The sequence below is a fragment of the Leminorella richardii genome (assembly GCF_900478135.1).
Taxonomy (GTDB): domain Bacteria; phylum Pseudomonadota; class Gammaproteobacteria; order Enterobacterales; family Enterobacteriaceae; genus Leminorella; species Leminorella richardii.
Genome location: NZ_LS483470.1, coordinates 2,374,907 through 2,397,426, shown reverse-complemented (window position 1 = coordinate 2,397,426; position 22,520 = coordinate 2,374,907). Strand labels below are relative to the sequence as shown.

The 22,520-nt window shown below is 53.0% G+C and carries 20 protein-coding genes and 2 pseudogenes; 9 read left to right on the top strand and 13 right to left on the bottom strand.

Going from position 1 to position 22,520, the window contains the following annotated elements; genetic code table 11:
* Window positions 1–9 precede the first annotated feature (9 nt).
* The 7 genes from DQM29_RS10995 (at window position 10) to tatE (ending at window position 6,588) form a co-directional block, all read left to right on the top strand.
* Window positions 10–609, top strand: coding sequence for a CDP-alcohol phosphatidyltransferase family protein (locus tag DQM29_RS10995; RefSeq protein WP_111740732.1), 600 nt, complete (start codon window positions 10–12; stop codon window positions 607–609).
* Window positions 610–627: 18 nt separating this feature from the next.
* Window positions 628–1,548, top strand: coding sequence for a phosphatidate cytidylyltransferase (locus DQM29_RS10990; RefSeq protein ID WP_111740731.1), 921 nt, complete (start codon window positions 628–630; stop codon window positions 1,546–1,548).
* Window positions 1,549–1,650: 102 nt separating this feature from the next.
* On the top strand, window positions 1,651–2,289 hold the full coding sequence (locus DQM29_RS10985) for a lysophospholipid acyltransferase family protein (RefSeq protein ID WP_111740730.1): 639 nt from the start codon (window positions 1,651–1,653) through the stop codon (window positions 2,287–2,289).
* Window positions 2,286–4,043, top strand: a complete 1,758-nt coding sequence (locus DQM29_RS10980) for a bifunctional alpha/beta hydrolase/class I SAM-dependent methyltransferase (RefSeq protein ID WP_111740729.1) — start codon at window positions 2,286–2,288, stop codon at window positions 4,041–4,043. Before DQM29_RS10985 ends, DQM29_RS10980 begins: the two co-directional genes overlap by 4 nt.
* A gap of 80 nt (window positions 4,044–4,123) precedes the next feature.
* Complete coding sequence (locus DQM29_RS10975; RefSeq protein ID WP_111740728.1) at window positions 4,124–5,449, top strand: phosphatase PAP2/dual specificity phosphatase family protein; 1,326 nt, start codon at window positions 4,124–4,126, stop codon at window positions 5,447–5,449.
* A gap of 9 nt (window positions 5,450–5,458) precedes the next feature.
* The gene (locus DQM29_RS10970; protein WP_111740727.1) at window positions 5,459–5,863 is read left to right on the top strand and encodes a hypothetical protein; all 405 of its coding nucleotides are present in this window, start codon (window positions 5,459–5,461) and stop codon (window positions 5,861–5,863) included.
* 521 nt (window positions 5,864–6,384) lie between these two features.
* Entirely contained in the window at window positions 6,385–6,588 is a 204-nt protein-coding gene (gene tatE, locus DQM29_RS10965) for a twin-arginine translocase subunit TatE (RefSeq protein WP_111740726.1), read from the top strand.
* 70 nt (window positions 6,589–6,658) lie between these two features.
* Here tatE and lipA read toward each other — a convergent pair whose 3' ends face one another.
* From lipA to ybeD, 3 genes and pseudogenes are all read right to left on the bottom strand, one after another.
* Complete coding sequence (lipA, locus tag DQM29_RS10960) at window positions 6,659–7,624, bottom strand: lipoyl synthase (RefSeq protein WP_111740725.1); 966 nt, start codon at window positions 7,622–7,624, stop codon at window positions 6,659–6,661.
* The gene (gene lipB / locus DQM29_RS10955; protein ID WP_111740724.1) at window positions 7,617–8,285 is read right to left on the bottom strand and encodes a lipoyl(octanoyl) transferase LipB; all 669 of its coding nucleotides are present in this window, start codon (window positions 8,283–8,285) and stop codon (window positions 7,617–7,619) included. The genes lipA and lipB overlap by 8 nt, the downstream gene beginning before the upstream one ends.
* Window positions 8,286–8,504: 219 nt before the next feature.
* A pseudogene (gene ybeD, locus DQM29_RS10950) lies at window positions 8,505–8,767 on the bottom strand (DUF493 family protein YbeD).
* 215 nt (window positions 8,768–8,982) lie between these two features.
* On the opposite strand from ybeD, the gene DQM29_RS18285 reads away from it, so the two are divergent.
* Both DQM29_RS18285 and DQM29_RS18280 read left to right on the top strand, forming a co-directional pair.
* Window positions 8,983–10,107 (top strand): tyrosine-protein phosphatase, encoded by a 1,125-nt coding sequence (locus DQM29_RS18285; RefSeq protein WP_197708816.1) that lies wholly within the window; start codon window positions 8,983–8,985, stop codon window positions 10,105–10,107.
* A gap of 12 nt (window positions 10,108–10,119) precedes the next feature.
* The gene (locus DQM29_RS18280; protein WP_197708815.1) at window positions 10,120–10,905 is read left to right on the top strand and encodes an autotransporter outer membrane beta-barrel domain-containing protein; all 786 of its coding nucleotides are present in this window, start codon (window positions 10,120–10,122) and stop codon (window positions 10,903–10,905) included.
* Window positions 10,906–10,983: 78 nt separating this feature from the next.
* Here the strand turns inward: DQM29_RS18280 and dacA are convergent, their stop codons facing one another.
* The 10 genes and pseudogenes from dacA to leuS form a co-directional block, all read right to left on the bottom strand.
* Window positions 10,984–12,168, bottom strand: a complete 1,185-nt coding sequence (gene dacA, locus DQM29_RS10940; protein ID WP_422385823.1) for a D-alanyl-D-alanine carboxypeptidase DacA — start codon at window positions 12,166–12,168, stop codon at window positions 10,984–10,986.
* A gap of 200 nt (window positions 12,169–12,368) precedes the next feature.
* Window positions 12,369–13,451, bottom strand: a complete 1,083-nt coding sequence (gene rlpA / locus DQM29_RS10935) for an endolytic peptidoglycan transglycosylase RlpA (protein WP_111740723.1) — start codon at window positions 13,449–13,451, stop codon at window positions 12,369–12,371.
* Between the two features lie 10 nt (window positions 13,452–13,461).
* Window positions 13,462–14,571 carry a peptidoglycan glycosyltransferase MrdB gene (gene mrdB, locus DQM29_RS10930; protein WP_111740722.1) on the bottom strand — a complete coding sequence of 370 codons (1,110 nt, stop codon included), beginning with the start codon at window positions 14,569–14,571 and terminating at the stop codon, window positions 13,462–13,464.
* Between the two features lie 21 nt (window positions 14,572–14,592).
* Complete coding sequence (mrdA, locus tag DQM29_RS10925; protein WP_111740721.1) at window positions 14,593–16,494, bottom strand: peptidoglycan DD-transpeptidase MrdA; 1,902 nt, start codon at window positions 16,492–16,494, stop codon at window positions 14,593–14,595.
* A 37-nt stretch (window positions 16,495–16,531) separates the two neighbouring features.
* The gene (gene rlmH, locus DQM29_RS10920) at window positions 16,532–17,002 is read right to left on the bottom strand and encodes a 23S rRNA (pseudouridine(1915)-N(3))-methyltransferase RlmH (RefSeq protein ID WP_111740720.1); all 471 of its coding nucleotides are present in this window, start codon (window positions 17,000–17,002) and stop codon (window positions 16,532–16,534) included.
* 3 nt (window positions 17,003–17,005) lie between these two features.
* The gene (rsfS, locus tag DQM29_RS10915) at window positions 17,006–17,323 is read right to left on the bottom strand and encodes a ribosome silencing factor (protein WP_111742070.1); all 318 of its coding nucleotides are present in this window, start codon (window positions 17,321–17,323) and stop codon (window positions 17,006–17,008) included.
* 184 nt (window positions 17,324–17,507) lie between these two features.
* Window positions 17,508–18,170 (bottom strand): nicotinate-nucleotide adenylyltransferase, encoded by a 663-nt coding sequence (nadD, locus tag DQM29_RS10910; protein ID WP_111740719.1) that lies wholly within the window; start codon window positions 18,168–18,170, stop codon window positions 17,508–17,510.
* Window positions 18,171–18,172: 2 nt separating this feature from the next.
* Window positions 18,173–19,196 (bottom strand): annotated as a pseudogene (gene holA / locus DQM29_RS10905) (DNA polymerase III subunit delta).
* Window positions 19,193–19,744, bottom strand: coding sequence for an LPS assembly lipoprotein LptE (gene lptE, locus DQM29_RS10900; RefSeq protein WP_111740718.1), 552 nt, complete (start codon window positions 19,742–19,744; stop codon window positions 19,193–19,195). The pseudogene holA and the gene lptE overlap by 4 nt, the downstream one beginning before the upstream one ends.
* A gap of 14 nt (window positions 19,745–19,758) precedes the next feature.
* Window positions 19,759–22,341, bottom strand: coding sequence for a leucine--tRNA ligase (leuS, locus tag DQM29_RS10895; RefSeq protein WP_111740717.1), 2,583 nt, complete (start codon window positions 22,339–22,341; stop codon window positions 19,759–19,761).
* Between the last annotated feature and the right edge of the window lie 179 nt (window positions 22,342–22,520).

Genomic DNA, 22,520 nt, shown 5'->3' with positions numbered 1-22,520 from the left:
AAGGGAATTATGACTGTATACGATCTTAAACCCAAATTTCAGGCACTGCTTCGGCCACTGCTTCATCGACTGTATCGTGCAGGAGTGACGGCAAATCAGGTCACGCTGGCGGCGCTGATTGCTTCGGTTGTCGTTGGCGCGCTGCTGACGATTTTCCCTATCGCTTCTCTGTTCGTTATTCTCCCCGTTTTCCTTTTTATCAGAATGGCTCTTAACGCTATCGATGGCCTGCTGGCGCGCGAGTATCACCAGCAGTCTAAGCTGGGGGCGTTGCTCAATGAAGTGGGGGACGTGGTATCCGATGCGGCGCTCTACCTGCCTTTTGCGCTACTGCCCGGGGCGACGCCTTGGCTGGTGGTTGTGGCGGTGCTGCTGGCGGCAATGACTGAATTTTGCGGCGTGCTGGCGCAGACTATCGGCGCTTCTCGCCGCTATGACGGGCCGATGGGGAAAAGCGATCGGGCGCTGGTCTTTGGTGCTTACGGCTTAGCTCTGGCGCTTTGGCCGCAGCTTTTAGCCTGGAGCTGGCTGGTGTTTGTGGCAGTCAGCGTTTTGCTGGTCTGGACCTGTATCAACCGCTGCCGCAGAGCGCTGGCGGAAGTTCGCTAATCTTTAGGGAGTCGTAAAATGAGCCCAATACTCATTCGCGCGCTGCTTATTCTGTTTGCGCTCTTAGTCGTTGCTAGCGTAACGATTGGCGTGCTGGCCCAGCGCTCGCCGGAAAAGGACTGGAGCGAGCTGAAAAAGCGTATTACCACCTGGTGGTGGATCGTCATTGTCTTCGCGCTGGCCATTGCCACACCGCGAGCGCTGTCTCTTACCGTCTTTGCGGCTATCAGCTTTCTGGCGTTGAAAGAGTACTTAACGCTTATTCCCACACGCCGTTCTGACAGCATGCCGCTTCTGTGGGCCTATATCGCCATTCCGATCCAGTATTACTGGGTTGGCATTGAGTGGTACAGCATGTTCTTGGTGTTTATCCCGGTTTATGTGTTCCTGTTTTTGCCGATGCGCATGGTGCTGATCGGCAACAACAAAAATTTTCTTCACTCTGCGTCGATGCTGCACTGGGGCGTCATGACGACGGTATTCTCCATTAGCCACGTTGCCTACCTGACCGTTTTACCAAGCAAGGCGCCGGAAACCGGGCCGCTGCTGGTTATCTATCTGGTGGCGCTGACGGAGTGTAACGATATTGCTCAGTACCTGTGGGGAAAAAGCCTAGGGCGCATCAAAGTGATCCCTAAAGTTAGCCCAAATAAGACGCTGGAAGGGCTACTGGGGGGCATTGCTACAACCATGTTCCTAGCCTGGCTGCTGGGGGGCGTGCTGACGCCGCTGTCGGGCTGGGAGTCTTTGGGGATGGGGTTTCTTATTGGTGTAACCGGCTTTATTGGTGACGTGGTGATGTCCGCGGTGAAGCGAGACATTGGCGTGAAGGATTCCGGCAGCATGCTGCCGGGGCACGGAGGTATTCTCGATCGTCTGGACTCTCTGATTTATACCGCGCCGCTGTTTTTCCACGTGCTGTACTATTTGCATTTTTAAACAAGCTGCACTTTTAAACAGGCTGCACTTTTAAACAGGCTGCACTTTTAAACAGGCTGCATTTTTAATGATGTCGCGTTTTTGAACGGGGGAGGTGGTGACGTGAACCCATGGCTGCGTCGTCTGTTTGTGATTCTGGTGGCATACCCGGTGGTGCTGGCCTGGCTCGGTGTATCGGTGATAAACCGTCGCCGTCTGCCTCAGGAAGGGCCAGCGATTATTATTGCCAATCATAACAGCCATCTGGATCTGTTAACGCTGCTGACGCTGTTTCCTCTGTCTAAGGTACATCTGGTGCAGCCCGCAGCAGCGGCGGACTACTTTTTGAAAAACCGCCTGATGGCCTGGTTTGCCACGCAGGTGGTCGGCATTATTCCGGTGGTTAGGGGCGGCAACCCTCAGGAGTCCGATCCTCTGGCGGGCTGCGTTCAGGCGCTGAAGGAGGGAAAAATTCTGATCCTGTTTCCCGAAGGAACGCGAGGTGAACCCGAAACGCTGTCTGCGTTTAAGTCAGGCCTCTGGTACCTGTGTCGGCAGTTTCCCGACGTGCCGGTGACCCCCGTATTTATGTACGGTTTAGGAAAAGCGATGGGAAAAGGGCAGTGGATACCCGTTCCCTTTTTTATCGACGTATTTATCGATAGTCCCGTCTACTGCCGCGAAGAGAAGGGAGAGTTTATACAGGCTCTCCAAGAGCGGTTTATCGCATTGCAAGACAGAGCACAAGGGAGTAAGTCATGAGTTTATCTCAACCGAGAGTGGCGCAAGAGCGTCAGTTTAAGACCTCTGATGGAACAGAACTGTTTTTTCGCTGCTGGCAGTCTGAGGGGGAGCCGTCCGATCGCGTCATCGTTCTTTTTCATCGCGGCCATGAGCATTCAGGCCGTTTGCAGCATATTGTTGATGAACTGAATATGCCCGGCGTTCCTATGTATGCCTGGGATGCTCGAGGGCACGGCAAGTCACCGGGGCCTCGCGGCCACAGCCCAAGCATTGGGCGGTCGGTGCAGGACGTTGACGAGTTTATTCGCTACGTTGTTCAAGACAGCGGCGTGCCGATGGAAAACCTGGTGGTGATTGCCCAGAGTGTTGGCGCTGTGCTGGCCGCAACCTGGGTTCACGACTATGCGCCTAAAATTCGCGCGCTGGTTCTTGCTTCTCCAGCCTTCAAGGTGAAGCTCTACGTGCCCTTTGCCCGAGCCGGCTTGGGGTTGATGAAGAATTTCCGCGGCCTGTTCTATGTGAATTCTTACGTGAAGGGCAAGTATCTGACCCACGACGAAGCGCGCATTGAATCGTTTAATCAGGATCCGTTGATTACGCGCGCTATTGCTGTGAACATTCTGCTGGAGCTTTACCAGACTTCTGAACGCATCGTCGCGGACGCTTCGGCGATTACCGTACCAACACAGCTGTTAATTTCCGGCGATGACTACGTGGTTCACCACAAGCCTCAGCATCAGTTTTACGAGCGCCTGAATACGACAGTGAAAGAAAAACACGTTTTAGGCGGCTTCTATCACGATACCCTTGGGGAGAAAGACCGCAGGCTAGCGTTTGATAAAATTCGAGCGTTTATCGATTGCGTATTTGCACAGGCTCCGGTGTATCACGACTATGCCGAAGAAGATCGGTGGAGCCCAACAGCGGATGAATACCGTACCCTACAGGCACCGCTGCCTCACTACTCTATCAAGCGCTATGCCTATGCCGGTATGCAAAAGGCCATGGCAGCGCTAGGAACATCATCCAAGGGGGTACGGCTCGGCTTTGAGACCGGCTTTGACTCCGGCAGCACTCTTGACTATGTGTATCGTAACCAGCCAGAGGGAAGTAACGCCTTTGGTCTTTTTGTCGATAAAATTTACCTTAATAGCATCGGCTGGCGCGGTATTCGCCAGCGAAAAGTGAATATTGAGGCGCTGATTGGTCAGGCGATAGCCGAACTTCAGGCCAAGGGACTGCCCATTCGCATGGTGGACATTGCCGCTGGGCACGGGCGCTATATCCTTGACGCGATCGGCAACGCTGAAGGCGTAGAGTCCATTTTGCTGCGGGACTACAGCGAACTGAACGTGGCGAAGGGCAACGAGATGATTATTTCTCGCGGTCTTGAGGACAAAGCGCGCTTTGTGGTTGGCGACGCTTTTGACCGTCAGAGTTTGGCGACGCTGGATCCTTCACCAACGCTGGGTATTGTCTCAGGCCTGTACGAGCTGTTTCCCGATAACGGTCCGGTTCAGGCATCACTGATGGGGCTGGGGGACGCAATTCCTTCCGGCGGCATGCTGGTTTATACCGGCCAGCCTTGGCATCCTCAGTTGGAGACGATTGCACGTCTGCTAACCAGCCATCAGAGCGGTAAGCCGTGGGTGATGCGCCGCAGAACGCAGGGTGAAATGGACAGCATGGTGGAAAAAGCGGGCTTCGTGAAGCGTCTGGAGCTTATCGACGAGTGGGGCATTTTCAGCGTATCTATCGCCGAGAAGCGCTAGCGCGCATGGATCTGATGGAAAGGCCGCTTGCTAAGGTGGCCTTCCCTCCGAACTCTGCGCTTTGCCAGAATGGTTAACGAATGATAAAAGAAAACGCATCAGGTTCGAGCGTCAGGCGTGAGCTTTGGCCTCGGGCTTTGCTTTGGCTGCTGTTTCTTGGCCCTTATTTTTTTCTGACTTACGGCCAGGTGAATCAGTTTACGGCTACCCGCAGCGACGTGGCGATTTTCGCTTTTGGATGGGAGTCTTCCATTCCGTTTTTACCCTGGACGATTGTTCCCTATTGGAGCATTGACCTGCTGTACGGCATTTCGCTGTTTGTCTGTACATCGCGCCGGGAACTGTGGGTTCACGGCTGTCGATTGCTGACGGCGTCAACGGTGGCCTGCCTTGGTTTTCTGCTGTTTCCGCTACGCTTTAGCTTTGTGCGGCCGCAAAGTGATGGGATGTTCGGCTGGCTGTTTGCCCAGTTAGAGATGTTCGACTTACCCTATAATCAGGCTCCCTCTCTGCACATTATTTTGCTTTGGCTGCTGTGGCTGCGCTTTTGCCCCCACGTGGCGGCGCGCTGGCGCTGGCTGCTGCACAGCTGGTTTTCCCTGATTGGTATTTCGGTATTAACCACTTGGCAGCATCATGCTATCGACGTAGTAACCGGTTTGTTTGTCGGTATCGTGATTAGCTATGCGCTGCCGATAGCTCAACGCTGGCGCTGGAAGCCAAGCCGCGATCCGTTTGCTCGACGGCTGGCGAGTTACTATTTTGTTGGTGGCAGTGTCTGCGCCCTATCGGCAGTAGGGCTAGGCGGGGCAGGCTGGCTGTTTCTCTGGCCGTCCTTTGCGCTGCTGATGGTGTCTTTGGGGTATCTTGGCTTAGGGGATGGGGTTTTCCAAAAAAACGAACGTGGCAATGTTTCTCCCTCAGCCCGAGTTTTACTTGCTCCCTACTGGCTGGGTGCCTGGTGCTCGTTTCGATATTTCAGCGCCAAGTTCCCAGCAAGTAATGAAATCACTCCTGGGATTGTCCTAGGGTGCTACCCTAAAACGCCGATTGAAGCGGGCGCAGTGCTGGACATGACGTCAGAATGGCCCCGTAGTCGACATGCACACAGCGCCTTTTACACCGCATGTCCGCAGCTGGATTTGCTGGCGCCAAGTGTGGAGGAGCTGCAGCAGTCGGTACAGGTTCTCGACAGGCTCAGCGGTAAAGGAAATGTCTTGGTGCACTGTGCGCTGGGGCTATCCCGCAGTGCGACGGTGGTGGCTGCCTGGCTTTTGCAGCAGCGGGTGGCTGTTACTGTGGCTCAGGCAGTGGAGTGCGTTCAGCAGAAGCGCCCTGGAGTCATCTTTAGAGAGTCTCATGTTGCCGTGTTAGACCAGTGGGCAAAAGAGTACGTGAAACCATAAGGAGCAGGCATGATACAACATCCAGTGGCGGGAACGGTGCTGATTACGGCACTAAAAAGCTGGCGCTATATTGCGGCTTTATCTGCGGCAGCGGTGATTGTTGGCCTGTGCTTGGTGGTTAGCAGCGGAAAAGGTTCGTTTCTGTTTGCCATGGCGATGGGGGGCGGTCTATTTGCTCAGTACTACTGCTGGCGAATGTGGATGGACTGCCGACTGTTTGCGCTGCTGTACCGACACCCGGAGCGAGAGGCTGAGTTTGACGCCGCCCTAGGGCTGTTTTGGGGAAGGAAAGCTATTCCCGATGTGGGCATGGAGGTGCGCTGGCGGGGAGCTCGGCGACTGCTGTTTAGCGCGGCTGCGGGGGTGGCAACCCAGTGGATATTGACGCTAATGGCGCTAGTCGTGGCAGGTTGAGTGTAGCATTTCTGAACATGTTGCTTTCTGAATGAAATCTTCTAACACACTAAAGATAAAGTACGCGCTGTTTTGATTTCCAACAGTTATTTGCACAATAGATTTCAAAATGTCAGAAGGTGCAGTAATACGGTAAGTTAGCGGTTTTTGGGGATGAAAATCCACGCCGTGTAGATATGAATAGTTATCATTTCTTTATAAAAAATAATATATTAGGGTAATCAGTAATTGCATTTTTTTATAAGCAGGCCTGTTTATATTATTCTTTAATAAAAAGCTTTCACTTGATGCCGAAAAAGGGAGTTTTTTATACATATTCGTCGTAAAAATAGAACAACAATATAAAATCATAGGCGTTATGACGCCTTTTTTAAGGGATGACTATTCCTTAAGGTTTGATAATTCGAATTTTTTGGAATCTGTTACATTTCAAGATTGTGATTAGGCTATATTTGTCGTACAACAGGTGTGGGATTAATGACGTTGAGTCAATCAACAAGAGATAAAGTAAGAAGGTTAATATGGCGGGTATAAGCATTACTAAGCTGCTAATCATCGGGGCACTGATTGTCCTGCTGTTTGGGACGAACAAACTGCGCACACTCGGTGGCGACCTTGGTGCAGCGATCAAAGGCTTTAAAAAGGCCATGGAAAACGAAACGCCCTCTGACAGTAACGCCAGTGAGACGCACGCCGAGCAGGTGGAAAACAAGAAAGTTTCCTGAATATTTCGGCTTCAATAGAACGCAAAAGCGCGCCAGCGGCGCGCTTTTTCATGTTTATATACCGACGATCTTATTTCACTTCAACACCCTGAGCTTGAAGATCGGCGTGGTAGGATGAGCGGACAAAAGGGCCACAGGCAGCATGGGTAAAGCCCATTGACAGTGCTTCAGTCTTCATCTCTTCAAACTCTTCTGGGCTTACATAGCGCTGAACCGGAAGATGGTGACGGCTTGGCTGGAGGTATTGGCCCAGAGTCAGCATTGTTACGCCGTGAGCGCGCAAATCGCGCATCACTTCGATAATTTCTTCATTGGTTTCGCCAAGACCGACCATCAGACCGGATTTAGTTGGGATCTCTGGATGAGCCTCTTTAAACCGTTCAAGCAGCTTGAGCGACCACGCGTAGTCTGCACCGGGACGAACCTGACGGTACAGGCGCGGGACGTTTTCCAGATTGTGGTTAAACACGTCGGGAGGCGTAGCGTTCAGGATCTCCAGCGCGCGATCCATTCTGCCGCGAAAGTCTGGAACCAGCGTTTCTATCCGGATATTAGGGCTCTGTGCGCGGATAGCGCTAATACAGTCAGCAAAGTGCTGAGCACCGCCGTCGCGAAGGTCGTCGCGGTCAACAGAGGTAATAACGACGTAGCGCAGCGCCATATCTTTAATGGTTTGCCCCAGCTTGCTGGGCTCTCCGGCATCCGGCGGCAGTGGTCGACCGTGGGCAACGTCGCAGAACGGGCAGCGTCGGGTGCAGATAGCACCGAGGATCATAAAGGTTGCCGTACCGTGGTTAAAGCATTCTGCCAGATTAGGGCATGAGGCTTCTTCACAAACGGAGTGCAGACCGTTTTTTCTCATGGCGGACTTGATGTCCTGAATGCGCGTGGAGTCGGCGGGCAGCTTTATTTTCATCCACTCAGGCTTGCGCAGAGGCTGCGGAGATTCGCTTTCGACGGACTTGACCGGGATCAGGGCCATTTTATCGGCATCGCGATACTTGACGCCGCGCTCTATCTGAATGGGTTTACTCATAGTCTTTAAGATTCCAGTTGCCTTGCTCAGTATGTTGATAGCCGAGTCGTTGAGTGAATTCCCGCACCAGAATCGGCGGGACGGCAGACGCGCTGACCGACGCGTTAAGCTGTTTCATGTGTGTCATCTGCATACCTGCATAGCCACAGGGATTGATACGCGTGAAGGGTTCCAGATCCATATCCACGTTTAGCGCTAGCCCGTGGAAGGAACAGCCTCTGCGGATGCGAAGCCCCAGAGAGCAGATTTTTTTATCTTTGACGTAAACGCCTGGCGCATCGGGACGGGCGGCAGATGCAATACTGAAGTCAGCGAGGGTATTAATGACAGTTTCTTCTAGCGCGGTGACCAGTTCTCGAACGCCGACTTTCTTTCTTTTCAGGTCAATGAGCACATACATAATTTGCTGACCGGGGCCGTGATAAGTTACTTGGCCGCCCCTGTCGCTTTGTATGACTGGGATATCGCCTGCTGCCAGCACGTGCTCTGGTTTGCCGGCTTGCCCTTGGGTAAACACGCGGGGATGCTGCACCAGCCAGAGCTCATCGGGCGCCTGTTGGTCGCGCCGATCGGTAAAGGTGTGCATCGCATTGGATACCGCCTGATAGGGCTGAGTGCCAAGCTGACGTAGGATAAGCGTGTTTTGTTGCAAAGAAGTCATCGTAACGTTAAAAATTAATGACGATATTATACCCGTCGTTTATCCATTGCTCCAGATGAAATCGAACAACATAGTACAGTTATGGGCAAAACTGGCGTAGGCAGCTTTGCTGATTAAGGAAAACCGGGGACATGCAGCATAGGAATTGAGTAGAGAAACGATAGCTAAAGAAAAGTCGGGCAGAACCCGACTTTTCTCAGTAAGAATACAGGCGCTGTATTATAGCACCATACGGACAATCTCGATGTTGCCCAACTCTTCATACAGCGTTTCTACCTGCTCAATGTGTGTAGCATTGATAGTAATGGAAACCGAGTGGTAGTTTCCCTTACTGCTGGGTTTGACCTGTGGGGTGTAGTCGCCGGGAGCATGACGCTGCACGACCTCCACCACCAGATCGACCAGCTCTGGTTTGGCTAGCCCCATGACTTTATAAGTAAAAGAGCAGGGAATTCGAGCAGTTCATTCAGTTTCGTTTTCATGGCGACTCCAATAGCGTTCGTTATTTTTACTATATGGCGACGAAATCGCATTTTTCAAGCGGTCGTACTGTTTTCTGTTCTTAACAATGACGGCTGGGGAAGGTTGGAAAGCCGTTTCTGGCTGTCATATTTCGTTTATCCGTTTGTCATATTTCATTCACGTTGGCTACCTAGAATCAGCGTGATTTTTTTATGATTAACCTAAGGAACTGGTTTTGAAACTGATAAAAACGTATATCGCTACTCTGACCGCTCTTGTTCTTTCTTATCCATCTATTGCTGCTGAAACTCTTTTATTAACGCCACATCTACAGGGGATGGATAATTTCCGCGACGTGGCTGGGACAACCGCTGCCTACGCCACGAGCCAGGGGGGAGAAATGCGTCAGGGCGTGTTTTATCGCTCTAATGCGTTAACGCCAACCGCGTCAGATCTGAACGTGTTAAACGGGTTACGTATCAATAAAGTTATCGATCTTCGCACTGACGATGAGATTGCCAAAATACCCGATACGCTTCCCAGCGGCGCTCGCTATATCCACGTTGATATTATCGGTACGGCAAGCAGTGGCGCTATTAATTCAACGCTTGCCGGTATGACCCCAGAAGACATTAATTCGATGATGGAGCAGGTTGAGCGGGATTTTGTCACCAGCGATTATTCACGTCAGGGCTTTGGCCAAGTACTGCGGGAAATGGCTAGCGCAGAAAATGCAGCGCTGTTTCACTGTACCGCAGGTAAAGATCGTACCGGCTGGACGGCCGCGCTCCTACAGTCAATTGCCGGGGTGGATCGGAGTACCATCTTTGAGGACTATTTGGCTACAAACGACTATACCGCCGAAAGGATTTCGGCCACGCTTGCCGCTCTGCCGCCCGCTTTGCAACCCAGCTATGCGCAGTTGATGAGCGTTCAGGCCAGCTGGCTGCAGGCGGGATTTGATCAGATAACCCAAAGTTACGGCTCGCTCGATAACTATTTAAAGCAGGGATTAGGTCTGGATCAGGCAACGATATATGCGCTGCGTGGAAAAATGGTGCGCTATAGGCAGCTTCCCAGCGAGTCGTCTCTGAGCGGCAACGGCGCTTCAGGGGCGTCGCTGCTGAACGCACTACAGGACTCGCCACTGTCCGGACGCTATACCCAGTATAACTATTACTTACAGTCGGCGATCGATCGGGGAACGCTTGGCGGCGTGGAGAAGCGAGTTGGCGGGCAGGTTCATGCCGATGCGCAAAGCTATCTGCTTCGGCAAATTTCGCAAATAGACGATACGATTGCCCCTTGGGCTGTCGGCGATAGGTTGCTGCCGGGGGAAAGTACAGTCTGGTTAAGCTAAATAAACGGCTATATGGGGACTGACGGCTCCAAGGCGCAAAACAGCAGCACAGAGCACACGACCGGAATATTGATTGGAGGAACGCATCGTTTCAACGAGCGAATTTCGGCGAATGCGGGCGTTGGCTACGGATATGGCTCTATAAGCAGCGCGGGTGGTAATGTAAAAACAGACAGTGTCTATATGACGTTTGGCGTCCGTGCGGCATTGAGTGATTTACAGCAGGGGCCTTATAGCGCTTTGCAGGGCAACGTCGGCTATGTGGACTACCAAAGTACCCGCTCGTTAGGTGAAGGGCTCGGTACCGCTAAAGGCGATAGTCGCGGAGAGCTTTTGGGCGCCCGCGCCTCCGTTGGCTGGCTGCTGACACAGGGCGGCGTAACGTTGGATCCCCGTTTAGGCGTACAGGTTTCCCATTTGAATCTGAACGGTTTTAGAGAAAGGGGAAGCGAACTGGCGCTAGACATAAATGGCGTGAGCGAGACCCAGACGCGTCTGGTGAGCGGTTTAGAAGCGAAAATACCTGACTGGCTAATTAGCGAATGGAGCATTCGTCCCAGTATAAACGTTGGCTATGAGCGTCGTCTCAGCTGCTCGAACGCGGTTAGCCACGGGGAAATTTATGAATGGGAAATTGAACAGTCCTCTGCGCTAAACGATCGCAATATGTATAAGGCGGGAGTCTCTTTGAGCGCTAAACGCAGAAATTTTACTGCGGGTGTAAGCGTAAAGGCCATAGCGGCAGGTCGTGAAAGCGCTGGCGTTGTGGGAACGCTGAGCGCGGGGTTCTCTTTCTGAATCAGGAAATTTTTAAAGCTACATAAAAAACTCGCCGCGGTATTCCGCGGCGAGTTTGAGATAAACATTATCAAATTGCTAGCCGAACCAGCGGTGGAACATCAGCTTGACGTGGTCAACCATACGACCAAAGAAGCCGCCTTCCTGGACTTCATTCAGAACCACCAGCGGACGCTGTTCAATGGTTTTGCCGTCCAGCTGGAAGTTGATGGTGCCGACAACCTGACCCTTCGTCAGCGGTGCGTTAATTTCCGGATCGGTCAGCGTATAGCTGGCCTTCAGGTCGTTTAAGCGTCCGCGAGGGATGGTGAGGGCGGCATTCTTATCGATACCCAGCTGAACGCGATCGGTATCGCCGAACCAAACTGGCTCAGAGGCAAACTCTTTGCCTGCCGCCAGCGGCGTTACGGTTTCAAAGAAGCGGAAGCCCCAGGTCAGCAGCTTTTTGCTTTCTGCTTCGCGTCCTTTAAAGGTGCGACCACCCATAACGACAGAAATCAGGCGAGTGTTGCCTTCTGTCGCGGAAGCCACCAGATTGTAGCCTGCTGCTGAGGTGTGCCCGGTTTTGATACCGTCAACATTGAGCCCGGTATCCCACAGCAGTCCGTTACGGTTCTGCTGTTTGATATTGTTAAAGTAGAACTCTTTTTCTTTGTAGACAGAATACTCTTCCGGCACGTCGCGAATGATCGCCTGACCTAAAATGGCCATGTCGCGCGCTGAGCTGTACTGACCCGGAGCATCAAGACCGTGTACGGTTTCAAAGCGTGTATTTTTCAGCCCCAGAGCCTGAACGTAGTTGTTCATGATGTTGACGAAGGCGTCCTGACTTCCGGCCACGTGTTCCGCCATTGCGACGCAGGCGTCGTTACCGGACTGAATGATAATGCCGCGATTAAGGTCGGCCACTTTAACCTGTGTACCCGCCTGTAGGAACATCAGTGAAGAGCCTTTAAAGACTGGGTTACCCGTTGCCCACGCTTCTTTGCTGATGGTGACCTGATCGTCCAGACTGATTTTTCCGGCCCTGATACTCTGGCCGATAACGTAGCTGGTCATCATTTTCGTCAGGCTAGCAGGGTCGCGACGCGCGTCAGCGTTCATTTCTGCCAGCACTTTTCCTGAGTTGTAGTCCATCAGGATATAGGACTCAGCGTCAATTTGCGGAACCGCGGGAATGACGGTAGTGAGGTTGACGTCGTTAGGGTCGGCCGCAGCGGCACCGCTAAAGGCGATAAGTGCGCTTAATGCGAGGCTTTTCATTAACGGATGGCTAACGTTCTGGTGTGCAAAGATCGGTTTCATAAGCGGGACAACATTATCCGTAAAAAAGTTAAAAACGGCCACAGTATAGCAAGTGACATTCCAGAGAGCATCTGATGCAGCGCAAAGAGCTGTTCAGACGCGTTAAAAGACTTAGAAATATTGCAATAGGCAGGGTATGTGACCCTGCCTACACCACGCTAGCGAGCGCTGGCGGTAGTGATAAAACTGTTTGCATGCCCACTGTCAGAAAGGCGTTGCAGTAAGGACTGAGCCTGAGCTTTCGTTGTGAAAGGCCCCATCTGAACGCGATAAAACGCGCCGCTTTCCGTTATCCGACCGGGAACGCTCAACTGGCTGCTGAGGTTCTGCTGTAGCGCTTGCGCTCTGGCGCGATCGTTGGTCGCCATAACCTGAACGACAAAGCCCTGTGCTGAAGTACTGTCGCTAACCTGACGGGCGTTATCCGCATTTACCGGCGCAGGCACTACGGCAACCGCATCAGGAGAAGCGGGAATTGAGAGCTGGCTGTCTGGCGCGGTGGGTAGCGTGACGTTCTCACCTTGAGTAGGAGCATTTAATCGGGTTGTTGGCGCATCAGCCGGAGGTGGTGTTGGAATAGAGAGACTATTGTCCGGCTGCGCAGGAAGATTAACGCTTTCACTTTGCTGGGCGCTCAAACCGTTGGCGTTGCCAAAGTCAGGTCGAGAGGGGAGAGCATAGCTCTGTTTAACGACTGTAGAACCAATGGTGCCGGGGCCAGACAGACTGCCGTCCGGTGAAACAATAATAACGTCAAGGCGGACTTTAGTTTGACTGGTGACGTTCAGGCGATCGGCAGCGGCTTTGGACAGGTCGATTATGCGGCCTTTAGTAAAGGGCCCGCGATCGTTAACCCGAACGACAATTTGACGCCCGTTGCTTAGGTTCGTCACGCGAACATAGCTGGGGAGAGGCAGAGTAGGGTGTGCAGCAGTCAGTTCGTTAGCGTCGAAGACTTCTCCGAGGGCGGTTTTATTGCCGTGAAGCTCTTTGCCGTACCAAGTGGCTAGGCCGACCTGACTGAAGTTTTCCGGGTTGGTCACGATGCGATAAGTATTGCCGTTGACCTTATAGTCTTTCATCGTGCCCTGATTGTAGGGCTCGTAGCGCGGCTCAGCGCCGCCGATCTCTTTGGCCGGGCCGTTTTGGGGCAGCGGCGGCAGGGTGCTGGTGGGCGGCGTTGTCTGACAGGCCGCCAGAAACAGGCTCATTGTTCCAATCCATAGCCAAGATTTACGCATCAAACACCCCTTAAACGTTTTTGGAAAGCAGCTTTCTGTGCGTGTGTATCGACATCACAAGACCCAGCCCTGCCATAAGTACGATAAGAGCCGAGCCGCCGTAGCTGATAAACGGTAACGGTACGCCAACAACGGGTAAAATTCCACTCACCATACCGATATTGACAAAAACATACACACACAAAATCATCACAATGCCGCCGATAAGCACTCGACCAAAGCTGGTTTGCGCGTTGGCGGCCAGCATAAAGCCTCTGATAATGACGCAAAGATAAAGCGCCAGCAGCACCAAAACGCCAACCAGCCCCAGTTCTTCAGCCAGCACGGCGAAAATAAAGTCAGTATGGCGCTCCGGTAAAAACTCGAGCTGTGACTGCGTGCCGTGCAGCCATCCCTTGCCCCACAGGCCGCCAGAGCCGATAGCAATCTTCGACTGAATAATGTGATAGCCCGCGCCTAGCGGATCGCTTTCCGGGTCAAGCAGCATCATCACTCGCCCACGCTGGTAGTCGTGCATCAGGAAAAACCAGAGTATCGGGATAAATGCAGCGAGGGCCAGCGCGGCGATGAGAATCAGTCGCCAGCTCATGCCGGCAAGAAACAGAATGAATAGCCCTGAAGCCGCTACCAGAATGGCCGTTCCCAAGTCAGGCTGGGCAGCCACCAAAAGAGTGGGGAAAAAGATCAGCACCAAAGCGATACCGGTATTCTTTAACGAGGGGGGACAAGAGTCTCGGTTTATGTAGCGGGCGACCATCAGCGGCACGGCGATTTTTGCAATTTCAGAAGGCTGAAAGCGAACAAACCCCAGATCCAGCCAGCGCTGAGCGCCTTTACTGATTTGCCCGAATACGTCTACCAGAATGAGTAAAATCACGCAGAAAATATAGAGATAGGGCGCCCAGTTTTCGTAGATGCGCGGCGGAATTTGCGCCATTACTAGCATCACGGTGAGCCCCAGCACGGTTTGGCTGATCTTGCGCTGCATCATTTCTGGATCCTGACCGCTGGCGCTCCACAGGACAAAGAAGCTGTAGGCTAAAAGGGTCAGCACAAAAAAGGTCAGGATCGGGTCGATATGGATTTTGGTCCAAAACGACGGCTTCTTATTATCGCTCATTGATTACCTGTATGACTGTTCTCAATCGCCTTCATGCGGCAACGACGTTAATTCGGGCAGCGCGGTATTCTGGTCGTTCAGCAATATGTGGTCGAGAACGCGGCGCACGATAGGTCCTGCGTTACCGCCTCCGCCTCCGCCGTTTTCCAGAATCATCGATACGGCCACCTTAGGATTTTCATAAGGGGCATAGCCAATAAACAATGCGTGATCGCGCAGGTGTTCAGAAATTCTTTTCGCGTTGTAAACTTCGTTTTTCTTCAGGCCAAAGACCTGCGCTGTACCGGATTTACCTGCCGCCTTGTAGGGAGTGCCGGCGAATATGCGCCGTGCGGTACCGTTAGGACGGCTAACAACGCCGTACATACCGTCTTTAGCAATTTCCCAATAGCCAGAGTGAATATCGCCAATATGAGTGTTTTCCGTCTGCTGGTAGGGTTCCAGCTTGCCGTTAACCTTAGTACCCAACAGTAGATGAGGTGTTTTAACCAGACCGTCGTTAATCAGCGTAACCAGCGATTTGGACATTTGAATCGGCGTGGCGGTCCAGTAGCCTTGACCTATCCCAACGGGAATGGTGTCCCCTTGATACCACTGCTTCTTATGCCGTTTCATCTTCCATTCACGGGTTGGCATCACGCCGGGGTACTCTTCAGCAATGTCGATGCCGCTGTATTCACCGTAACCAAACTTCTTCATCCAGGATGAAAGGCGATCAATGCCCATATCATAGGCAACCTGATAGAAAAAGGTATCGGCGGACTCTTCCAGCGAACGCGTTACGTCTAGCTGGCCGTGACCAGAACGCTTCCAGTCGCGATAGCGTTTGTCAGTATTGGGTAACTGCCACCAGCCGGGGTCGAAGAGCGTCGTTTTCTTGGTGATTACTCCTGAAGACAGCGCAGCAACAGCGATATAGGGCTTCACTGTTGACGCAGGGGGATAAGTCCCCTGCGTGGTTCTGTTGATAAGCGGGCGGTTAGGATCGTTAAGCAGGGCTTGGTAGTCTGCGTAGCTGATGCCGTCGACGAACAGGTTTGGATCGTAGCTGGGGCTTGAAACCATAGCGAGAATGCCGCCGTCGCGGGGATCGCTAACAACGACCGCCGCTCTCCGGCTGCCGAGTAATTCTTCAATATACTGCTGAAGGCTCAGATCGATAGTCAGGTAAATGTCTTTACCCGCCTGAGGCGGTTTTTCGCTGAGCTGACGAATAACGCGGCCGCGGCTGTTGACCTCAACTTCTTCATAGCCTGGTTTGCCGTGCAGCACGTCTTCGTAATATTTTTCAATGCCCTGTTTGCCGATATCGTGGGTCGCTGAGTAGTCCTGTAGCTTGTCACTGGCTGCCAGACGCTCTAAGTCTTGCGTGTTGATTTTAGACACATAACCGACGACGTGAGTAAGGGCCGAGCCGTAGGGATAGTAGCGACGCTGATAGCCCTTAATTTCAATACCGGGAAAGCGGTGCTGATTGACGGCGAAGCGGGCAATTTGCAGCTCAGTCAGCTTGGTTTTCAGGGCAATAGGCGTGAAGCGCCGTGAGTTTTTACGCTCTTTCTGAAAGTTGGCAATGTCCTCATCGTCGAGATTGACGATAGGGCGAAGCTGTTCCATGACGCCTTTTAGATTATTGATTTTTTCAGGCACCAGCTCGAGCTGATAGATAGTGCGGTTTTCCGCTAGCACAGTACCGTTACGGTCATAAATCAGGCCGCGAGAGGGGGCGATAGGCACCAGTTTGATGCGGTTATCGTTGGAACGAGTGCGGTAATCTTCGAAGCGCTCAATCTGGATGGTATACAGGTTGGCGATGAGAATAGCGATAAGGATAAAAACGATGACGATCGCGATCAGGGCTCGACGTAGAAAAAGTGCTGATTCAGCCGTGTGATCACGGAAGGCGTTAGGTTCTTTTTTCATCCAAAAACTACATTATTCAAATGGCTATTCACAATGATTATTCGCGATGATACGGGTGATTCGCGGTAATGCTCCATGCGCGATAAAGGCTTTCAGCGACCACAATTCTCACCAGCGGGTGCGGTAGTGTCAGCGGAGACAGCGACCAGCTTTGTTCCGCAGCCTGTTTACAGGCTGTCGCCAATCCTTCTGGACCGCCGATAAGCAGACTGACGTCACGCCCGTCCAGCTTCCACTGGGTTAACTGCTGAGACAGCTGCGGCGTATCCCAGGGCTTACCTGGGATATCCAGCGTGACAATACGGTTACCCTTGCCGACAGCGGCCAGCATCAGCTCGCCTTCTTTATCAAGAATACGCTTAATGTCCGCATTTTTACCGCGCTTTCCTGCGGGTATCTCTACCAGCTCAAACGGCATGTCTTTAGGGAATCGGCGCTGATAGTCGTCAAACGCGGTTTGCACCCAATCGGGCATTCTGGTGCCGACGGCGATAAGCTGTAGCTTCACCCGTTAGCTCCAGAGTTTTTCCAGCTCGTATATCTTGCGGCTTTCTTCCTGCAAGACGTGCACCATGACGTCGTCAAGGTCAACGACAATCCAGTCGCCGTCAGCGGCGCCTTCAACGCCTAGCGGGTCTAAACCTGCCTGACGAGCCGCCTGAAAAACGCGGTCGGCAATGGTTTGCACATGTTTACTCGACGTTCCGGTACAGACGATCATGCAGTCAGTAATGCTGGAGATGGCGCTGACGTCGATAGTCACAATGTCCTGACCCTTTACGTCTTCGATTTTATCGATAACAAATGATTGGAGCTCGCGGCCTTGCAAAGGTTCCCCCAAAATGTCCCAGTCGTTCATTTAAATAAATGTTTAAGTCATATATTCATAAGGCAGCCGTCAGTAGAGGCTGCGCAAAAAAAGATCGTCAATGCGGTAGGCGTGTACCCCCACATCTGACGAGATGCGCTTAAACTCGGTATTGTGTTGCTGGAATCATAGCATGATTCCGGTTTTACATGTACAAGCCCTGTTGCTCAATATAGGCCTGCACTGACGGGGGAAGCATATCGTCGAGGCTCTGGCCTCTGTGCTTTCTCAGCCGAATGTCAGTCGCTGAAATGTCGAGTAGCGGCGTGTGGGCAAGATAGATAAGACCGTGAGCCTGCTGCTTGAGGTCGCTGACGTTAGCAGTACGGTGGTTTTCCAGCCAGCGTTCAAGCTCCGGCGTGTCAAGTCGACTGGCATAGCCGGGACGGGCGCAGACCAGCAGGTGGCAGTAGTCCAACAGAGACTGCCAGCGGTGCCAGTAGTGCAGCGTTAGCAGCGAGTCCTGACCGATAATAAACGCCAGCGGCAGTCGAGCGCCCTTTTCGCGACGGATCTCTTCCAGTGTATCAATAGTGTAAGAGGGCGCTGTGCGGTGAAGTTCTCTTTCATCCACAGAGAACAGCGGATTTCCCTCAACGGCGAGCTCTACCATCTTTAGGCGCTGCTGGGCGTTGGCTTCTGGCTGAGGGCGATGAGGCGGAACGTGGTTTGGCAACAGCGTAATATGTTGCAGATCGACCTCTTTGGCTAACGCCTCAACCGGCTTAAGGTGACCGTAGTGAATGGGATCGAACGTTCCCCCAAACAGGGCGTGGATCGCCTCTTGACTATCAGTCCTGTCAGACATGTTTAATCCGCCTCGGGTAAGGGTTTGCCGCACAGCAGCATCATCAGGCTTTCAAGCTCGTCCCAGACGGACTGACCAAAGTCCTGTTTTACGGTGAGCTCTATCTGGGTCAGCAGAGAAATGGCCTGCGCCAGCTGAGCTGCATTCAGACGCTGTAGCGCCTGAGTTATCAAAGGGCGCCGATTTTGCCATATCTTCTGCCGATCGAACAGCGCTCTGAGGGGGGGTATCCTGCATTTTTCTCTGCAAGTGAAGCAGCTGAAGCAGCTCTCTTTGCAGAGTTCGAATCAGGATCAGCGCCTCGACGTCTTCCAGCCTGAGCTGGTGCAAAACGTGATAGGCACGTTTGATTTTCCCAGCCAGAACGGCGTCTACCCAGTGATAGGGCGTAAAGTGGGCGGCATCGTTGACGGCTTGCTCCACGCGCGGCAGCGTCAGCTTGCCGTCAGGGAACAGAAGGGAAAGTCTTTCAAGCGCCTGAGACAGCGCCAGCAGGTTTCCTTCATAGCAGTAACAGAGTAGCTGTACGGCTGCTTCATCGATAGTTAGCTGATGCATTTTCGCCCGCTGTGCTACCCAGCGCGGTAGCTGAGCCTGTTCAGGCGTTTGACAGCTAACGAGAACGCTGTGTTCTCCCAGCGTTTTAAACCAGGCGGCGTTCTCTTGCGCCTTTGTCGGCTTCGGGCCGCGAAGGATAAGCAGAACGTCGACGTTGAGTAGGCCGCTCAGTGCGATCAGGCGCTCGCCAATGGCGGCGTTGACGCCAGTTTCAGGCAGGGACAGAATGAAAATCTTGCGGCTGGAAAACAGGCTGAGAGACTGACATTCAGTAAACATGTCGTCCCAGTCTGTTTGAACGTTAATCTCATAGGTAAAGGTTTCGCTAAATCCGACCTGAGCGGCAGCCCGACGCACGGCATCCTGACTCTCTTCCAGCAGCAGCGGCTCATTGCCGTACAGCTGATAGCAAGAGCGCAGCCCCTCATGGAGCTGCGCTGCGAGCTGTTCAGGATACACTTTTATCATTGAGCCGGTACGGCGCCTTCGGCCAGCGCTTCGTCATCGCTCTGGTCTTTGACGGTCGATTGAACAGTTGCCAGCTTGCGTACCAGCTGTTGGGCTAGCTGTTCCCGCATCTCCTGATAGATCATTTCTTCTTCGTTATCCTTGGCCAGTGCGGTTAAAGGGTTATCGAAGAAAGAGCGGAAGACTTTCGCGTTGATGCGGTAAATGCCTTCTCCAGGGATAATGACCTGAGCGCTGGCAGACATCACTATTTGGTACTCAGCGGTAGAGCCGGTCTGAAAAATAGAGACCGTCTCTTTGTTAGAACCTACACCGCCTAGGCGAAGAACCGGTAGGTCTTTACGGGTTTTATCATCCACAATGGTAACGCCGCTTTGACGCAGCTCGCTGCGCACTGCGCGGGACATTGGGCCATAGGGATCGCCGCCCTCCATCAAGAGAGTTTGTAAACCCTGCGGTACGCTGGTGGTACCGCGCAGGTTAAATCCGCATCCGGCCGTGACCAGCACGGCGGCAGACAGCAGAAGAGCGAGAATAGGATGTCGCATAGTCGTTCCTTAGATTAACCCGCTACCAGGTTTAACAGTTTTCCGGGCACGTAAATGGCCTTACGGATCGTAACGCCGTCCAGATGCTTCGTTACCATAGGATCGGCCAGAGCGGCAGCTTTAACGTCGTCCTCACTGATGTCGGCAGGGACGGTAATGCGGGCACGCACTTTGCCGTTAACCTGAACGACCACCAGTTTGGCGTCTTCAACCATAGCGCTTTGATCGGCGACCGGCCACGGAGCCACGTCGATATCGCCTTCACCGCCCAGCTCGCTCCACAGAGTAAAGCTGACGTGTGGTGTAAACGGATAAAGCAGACGAGCCACGGCTAACAGCGCTTCCTGCATCAGGGCGCGATCCTGTGCGCTTTCCTGTGGGGCGCGGGTCAGCTTGTTCATCAGCTCCATCACCGCAGCGATGGCAGTGTTGAAGATTTGACGGCGGCCAATATCGTCAGTCACTTTCGCAATGGTCTTATGCAGTTCGCGACGCAGCGCTTTTTGCTCTTCGTTCAGGCTGTTGACGTCTAGCGCGTCCACCGGGCCTTTGGCAATGTGATCATACGCCAGACGCCAGACGCGTTTGATAAAGCGGTTGGCACCTTCGACGCCAGACTCTTGCCATTCCAGCGTCATTTCTGCCGGAGAGGCGAACATCATGAACAGACGAACGGTATCGGCGCCGTATTTCTCGACGATGTCCTGCGGATCGATGCCGTTGTTTTTAGACTTCGACATCTTGGTCATTCCGCTGTAGATCAGCTCACGGCCGTCTTTATCAAAGGCTTTAACGATGCGCTGCTTGTCGTCGCGCTCAACGGTAACGTCTTTTGGCGAAACCCAAATGCGTTCGTTGGTGGCAGAGGTGTAGTAAAACGCGTCAGCCAGCACCATGCCTTGGCACAACAGGCGTTTAGCGGGCTCGTCGGAATTGACTAGGCCTGCATCGCGCATCAGCTTGTGGAAGAAGCGGAAGTACATCAGGTGCATGATGGCGTGTTCGATACCGCCAACATACTGATCTACCGGCAGCCAGTAGTTCGCTGCTGCCGGATCCAGCATGCCTTTGTCGTACTGTGGGCAAGTGTAGCGAGCGTAGTACCAGGAAGATTCCATAAAGGTATCAAAGGTATCTGTTTCACGCAGTGCAGGCTGGCCCTGATAGGTGGTTTTTGCCCAGTTAGGATCGGCTTTAATGGGGCTGGTGATACCGTCCATCGTGACGTCTTCCGGGAGGATAACCGGCAGCTGGTCTTCCGGCGTAGGCACCACGGTACCGTCCTGCAGGGTAACCATTGGGATTGGTGCGCCCCAGTAGCGCTGACGGGAAACACCCCAGTCGCGCAGGCGATAGTTGACCTTGCGCTCGCCAATGCCCATGGCAACCAGACGTTCAACAATGGCGTTAAAGGCAGCATCAAAGTCGAGGCCGTCGAATTCACCAGAATTAAACAGCACGCCTTTTTCGGTGCTGGCGCTCTCGGAAAGATCGGGAGCTGCGCCGTCAGCGGTCAAGATAACCGGCTTAAGCGGCAGACTGTATTTGGTGGCAAACTCCCAGTCGCGCTGGTCGTGACCAGGTACCGCCATGACGGCACCGGTGCCGTAGTCCATCAGAACAAAGTTGGCGACCCAGACCGGCAGTTTCTCGCCGCTCAGCGGGTGAACAGCGAACAGGCCAGTGGCAACGCCTTTTTTCTCCATGGTCGCCATGTCGGCTTCGGCAACTTTGGTATTGCGGCACTCGTCGATAAAGCTGCTCAGCGTTGGGTTGTTCTGCGCTGCGCGAGCGGCAAGAGGGTGACCCGCGGCGATCGCTACGTAAGAGACCCCCATAAAGGTATCCGGGCGGGTGGTATAGATGGACAGGGTGTCATCGCTGCCGTCGACAGCAAAGGTAATTTCAACCCCTTCAGAGCGGCCAATCCAGTTGCGCTGCATGGTCTTAACCTGCTCAGGCCAGCTCTCCAGCGTATCCAGATCGTTAAGCAGCTGGTCGGCATAGGCGGTGATTTTAATAAACCACTGCGGGATCTCTTTGCGCTCGATAGGGGTATCGCAGCGCCAGCAGCAGCCGTCAATAACCTGTTCGTTAGCCAGAACGGTCTGATCGTTCGGGCACCAGTTCACTGCGGAGGTTTTCTTGTAAACCATGCCTTTTTCATACAGCTTGGTGAAGAACCACTGCTCCCAGCGATAGTAGTCAGGATCGCAGGTTGAGAACTCTCGGCTCCAGTCGTAGCCGAATCCCAGCAGCTTGAGCTGGTTCTTCATGTAGTCGATGTTTTCGTAAGTCCAGGGCGCGGGAGCGGTATTGTTCTTAACCGCAGCGCCTTCTGCCGGCAGGCCGAAGGCGTCCCAGCCAATAGGCTGAAGCACGTTTTTGCCGAGCATGCGCTGGTAGCGGGAGATAACGTCGCCAATCGTATAGTTACGCACGTGGCCCATGTGAAGTCGCCCTGAAGGATAAGGGAGCATGGAGAGGCAGTAGTACTTTTCTTTGGTCGGATCTTCGGTGACCTGAAAGGTTTTCTTTTCTTGCCAGTGAGTTTGTACGTGAGATTCAATATCTTCCGGGCGGTAATGCTCTTGCATGGCGACGCGTCGTCCTTATATTTTATCAAACCGTCGATTGGCTATCGGCTACGCCATCGCGACGGTATTCGTTTGCGATACACAGATCCGTATAGGATAGCGATAAGCATCCCGCTCAACAATACTCAAAAGCGATGGAAATGCGCTTTGAGGTAATTATTTGTCGGAAAAGAGGTCAT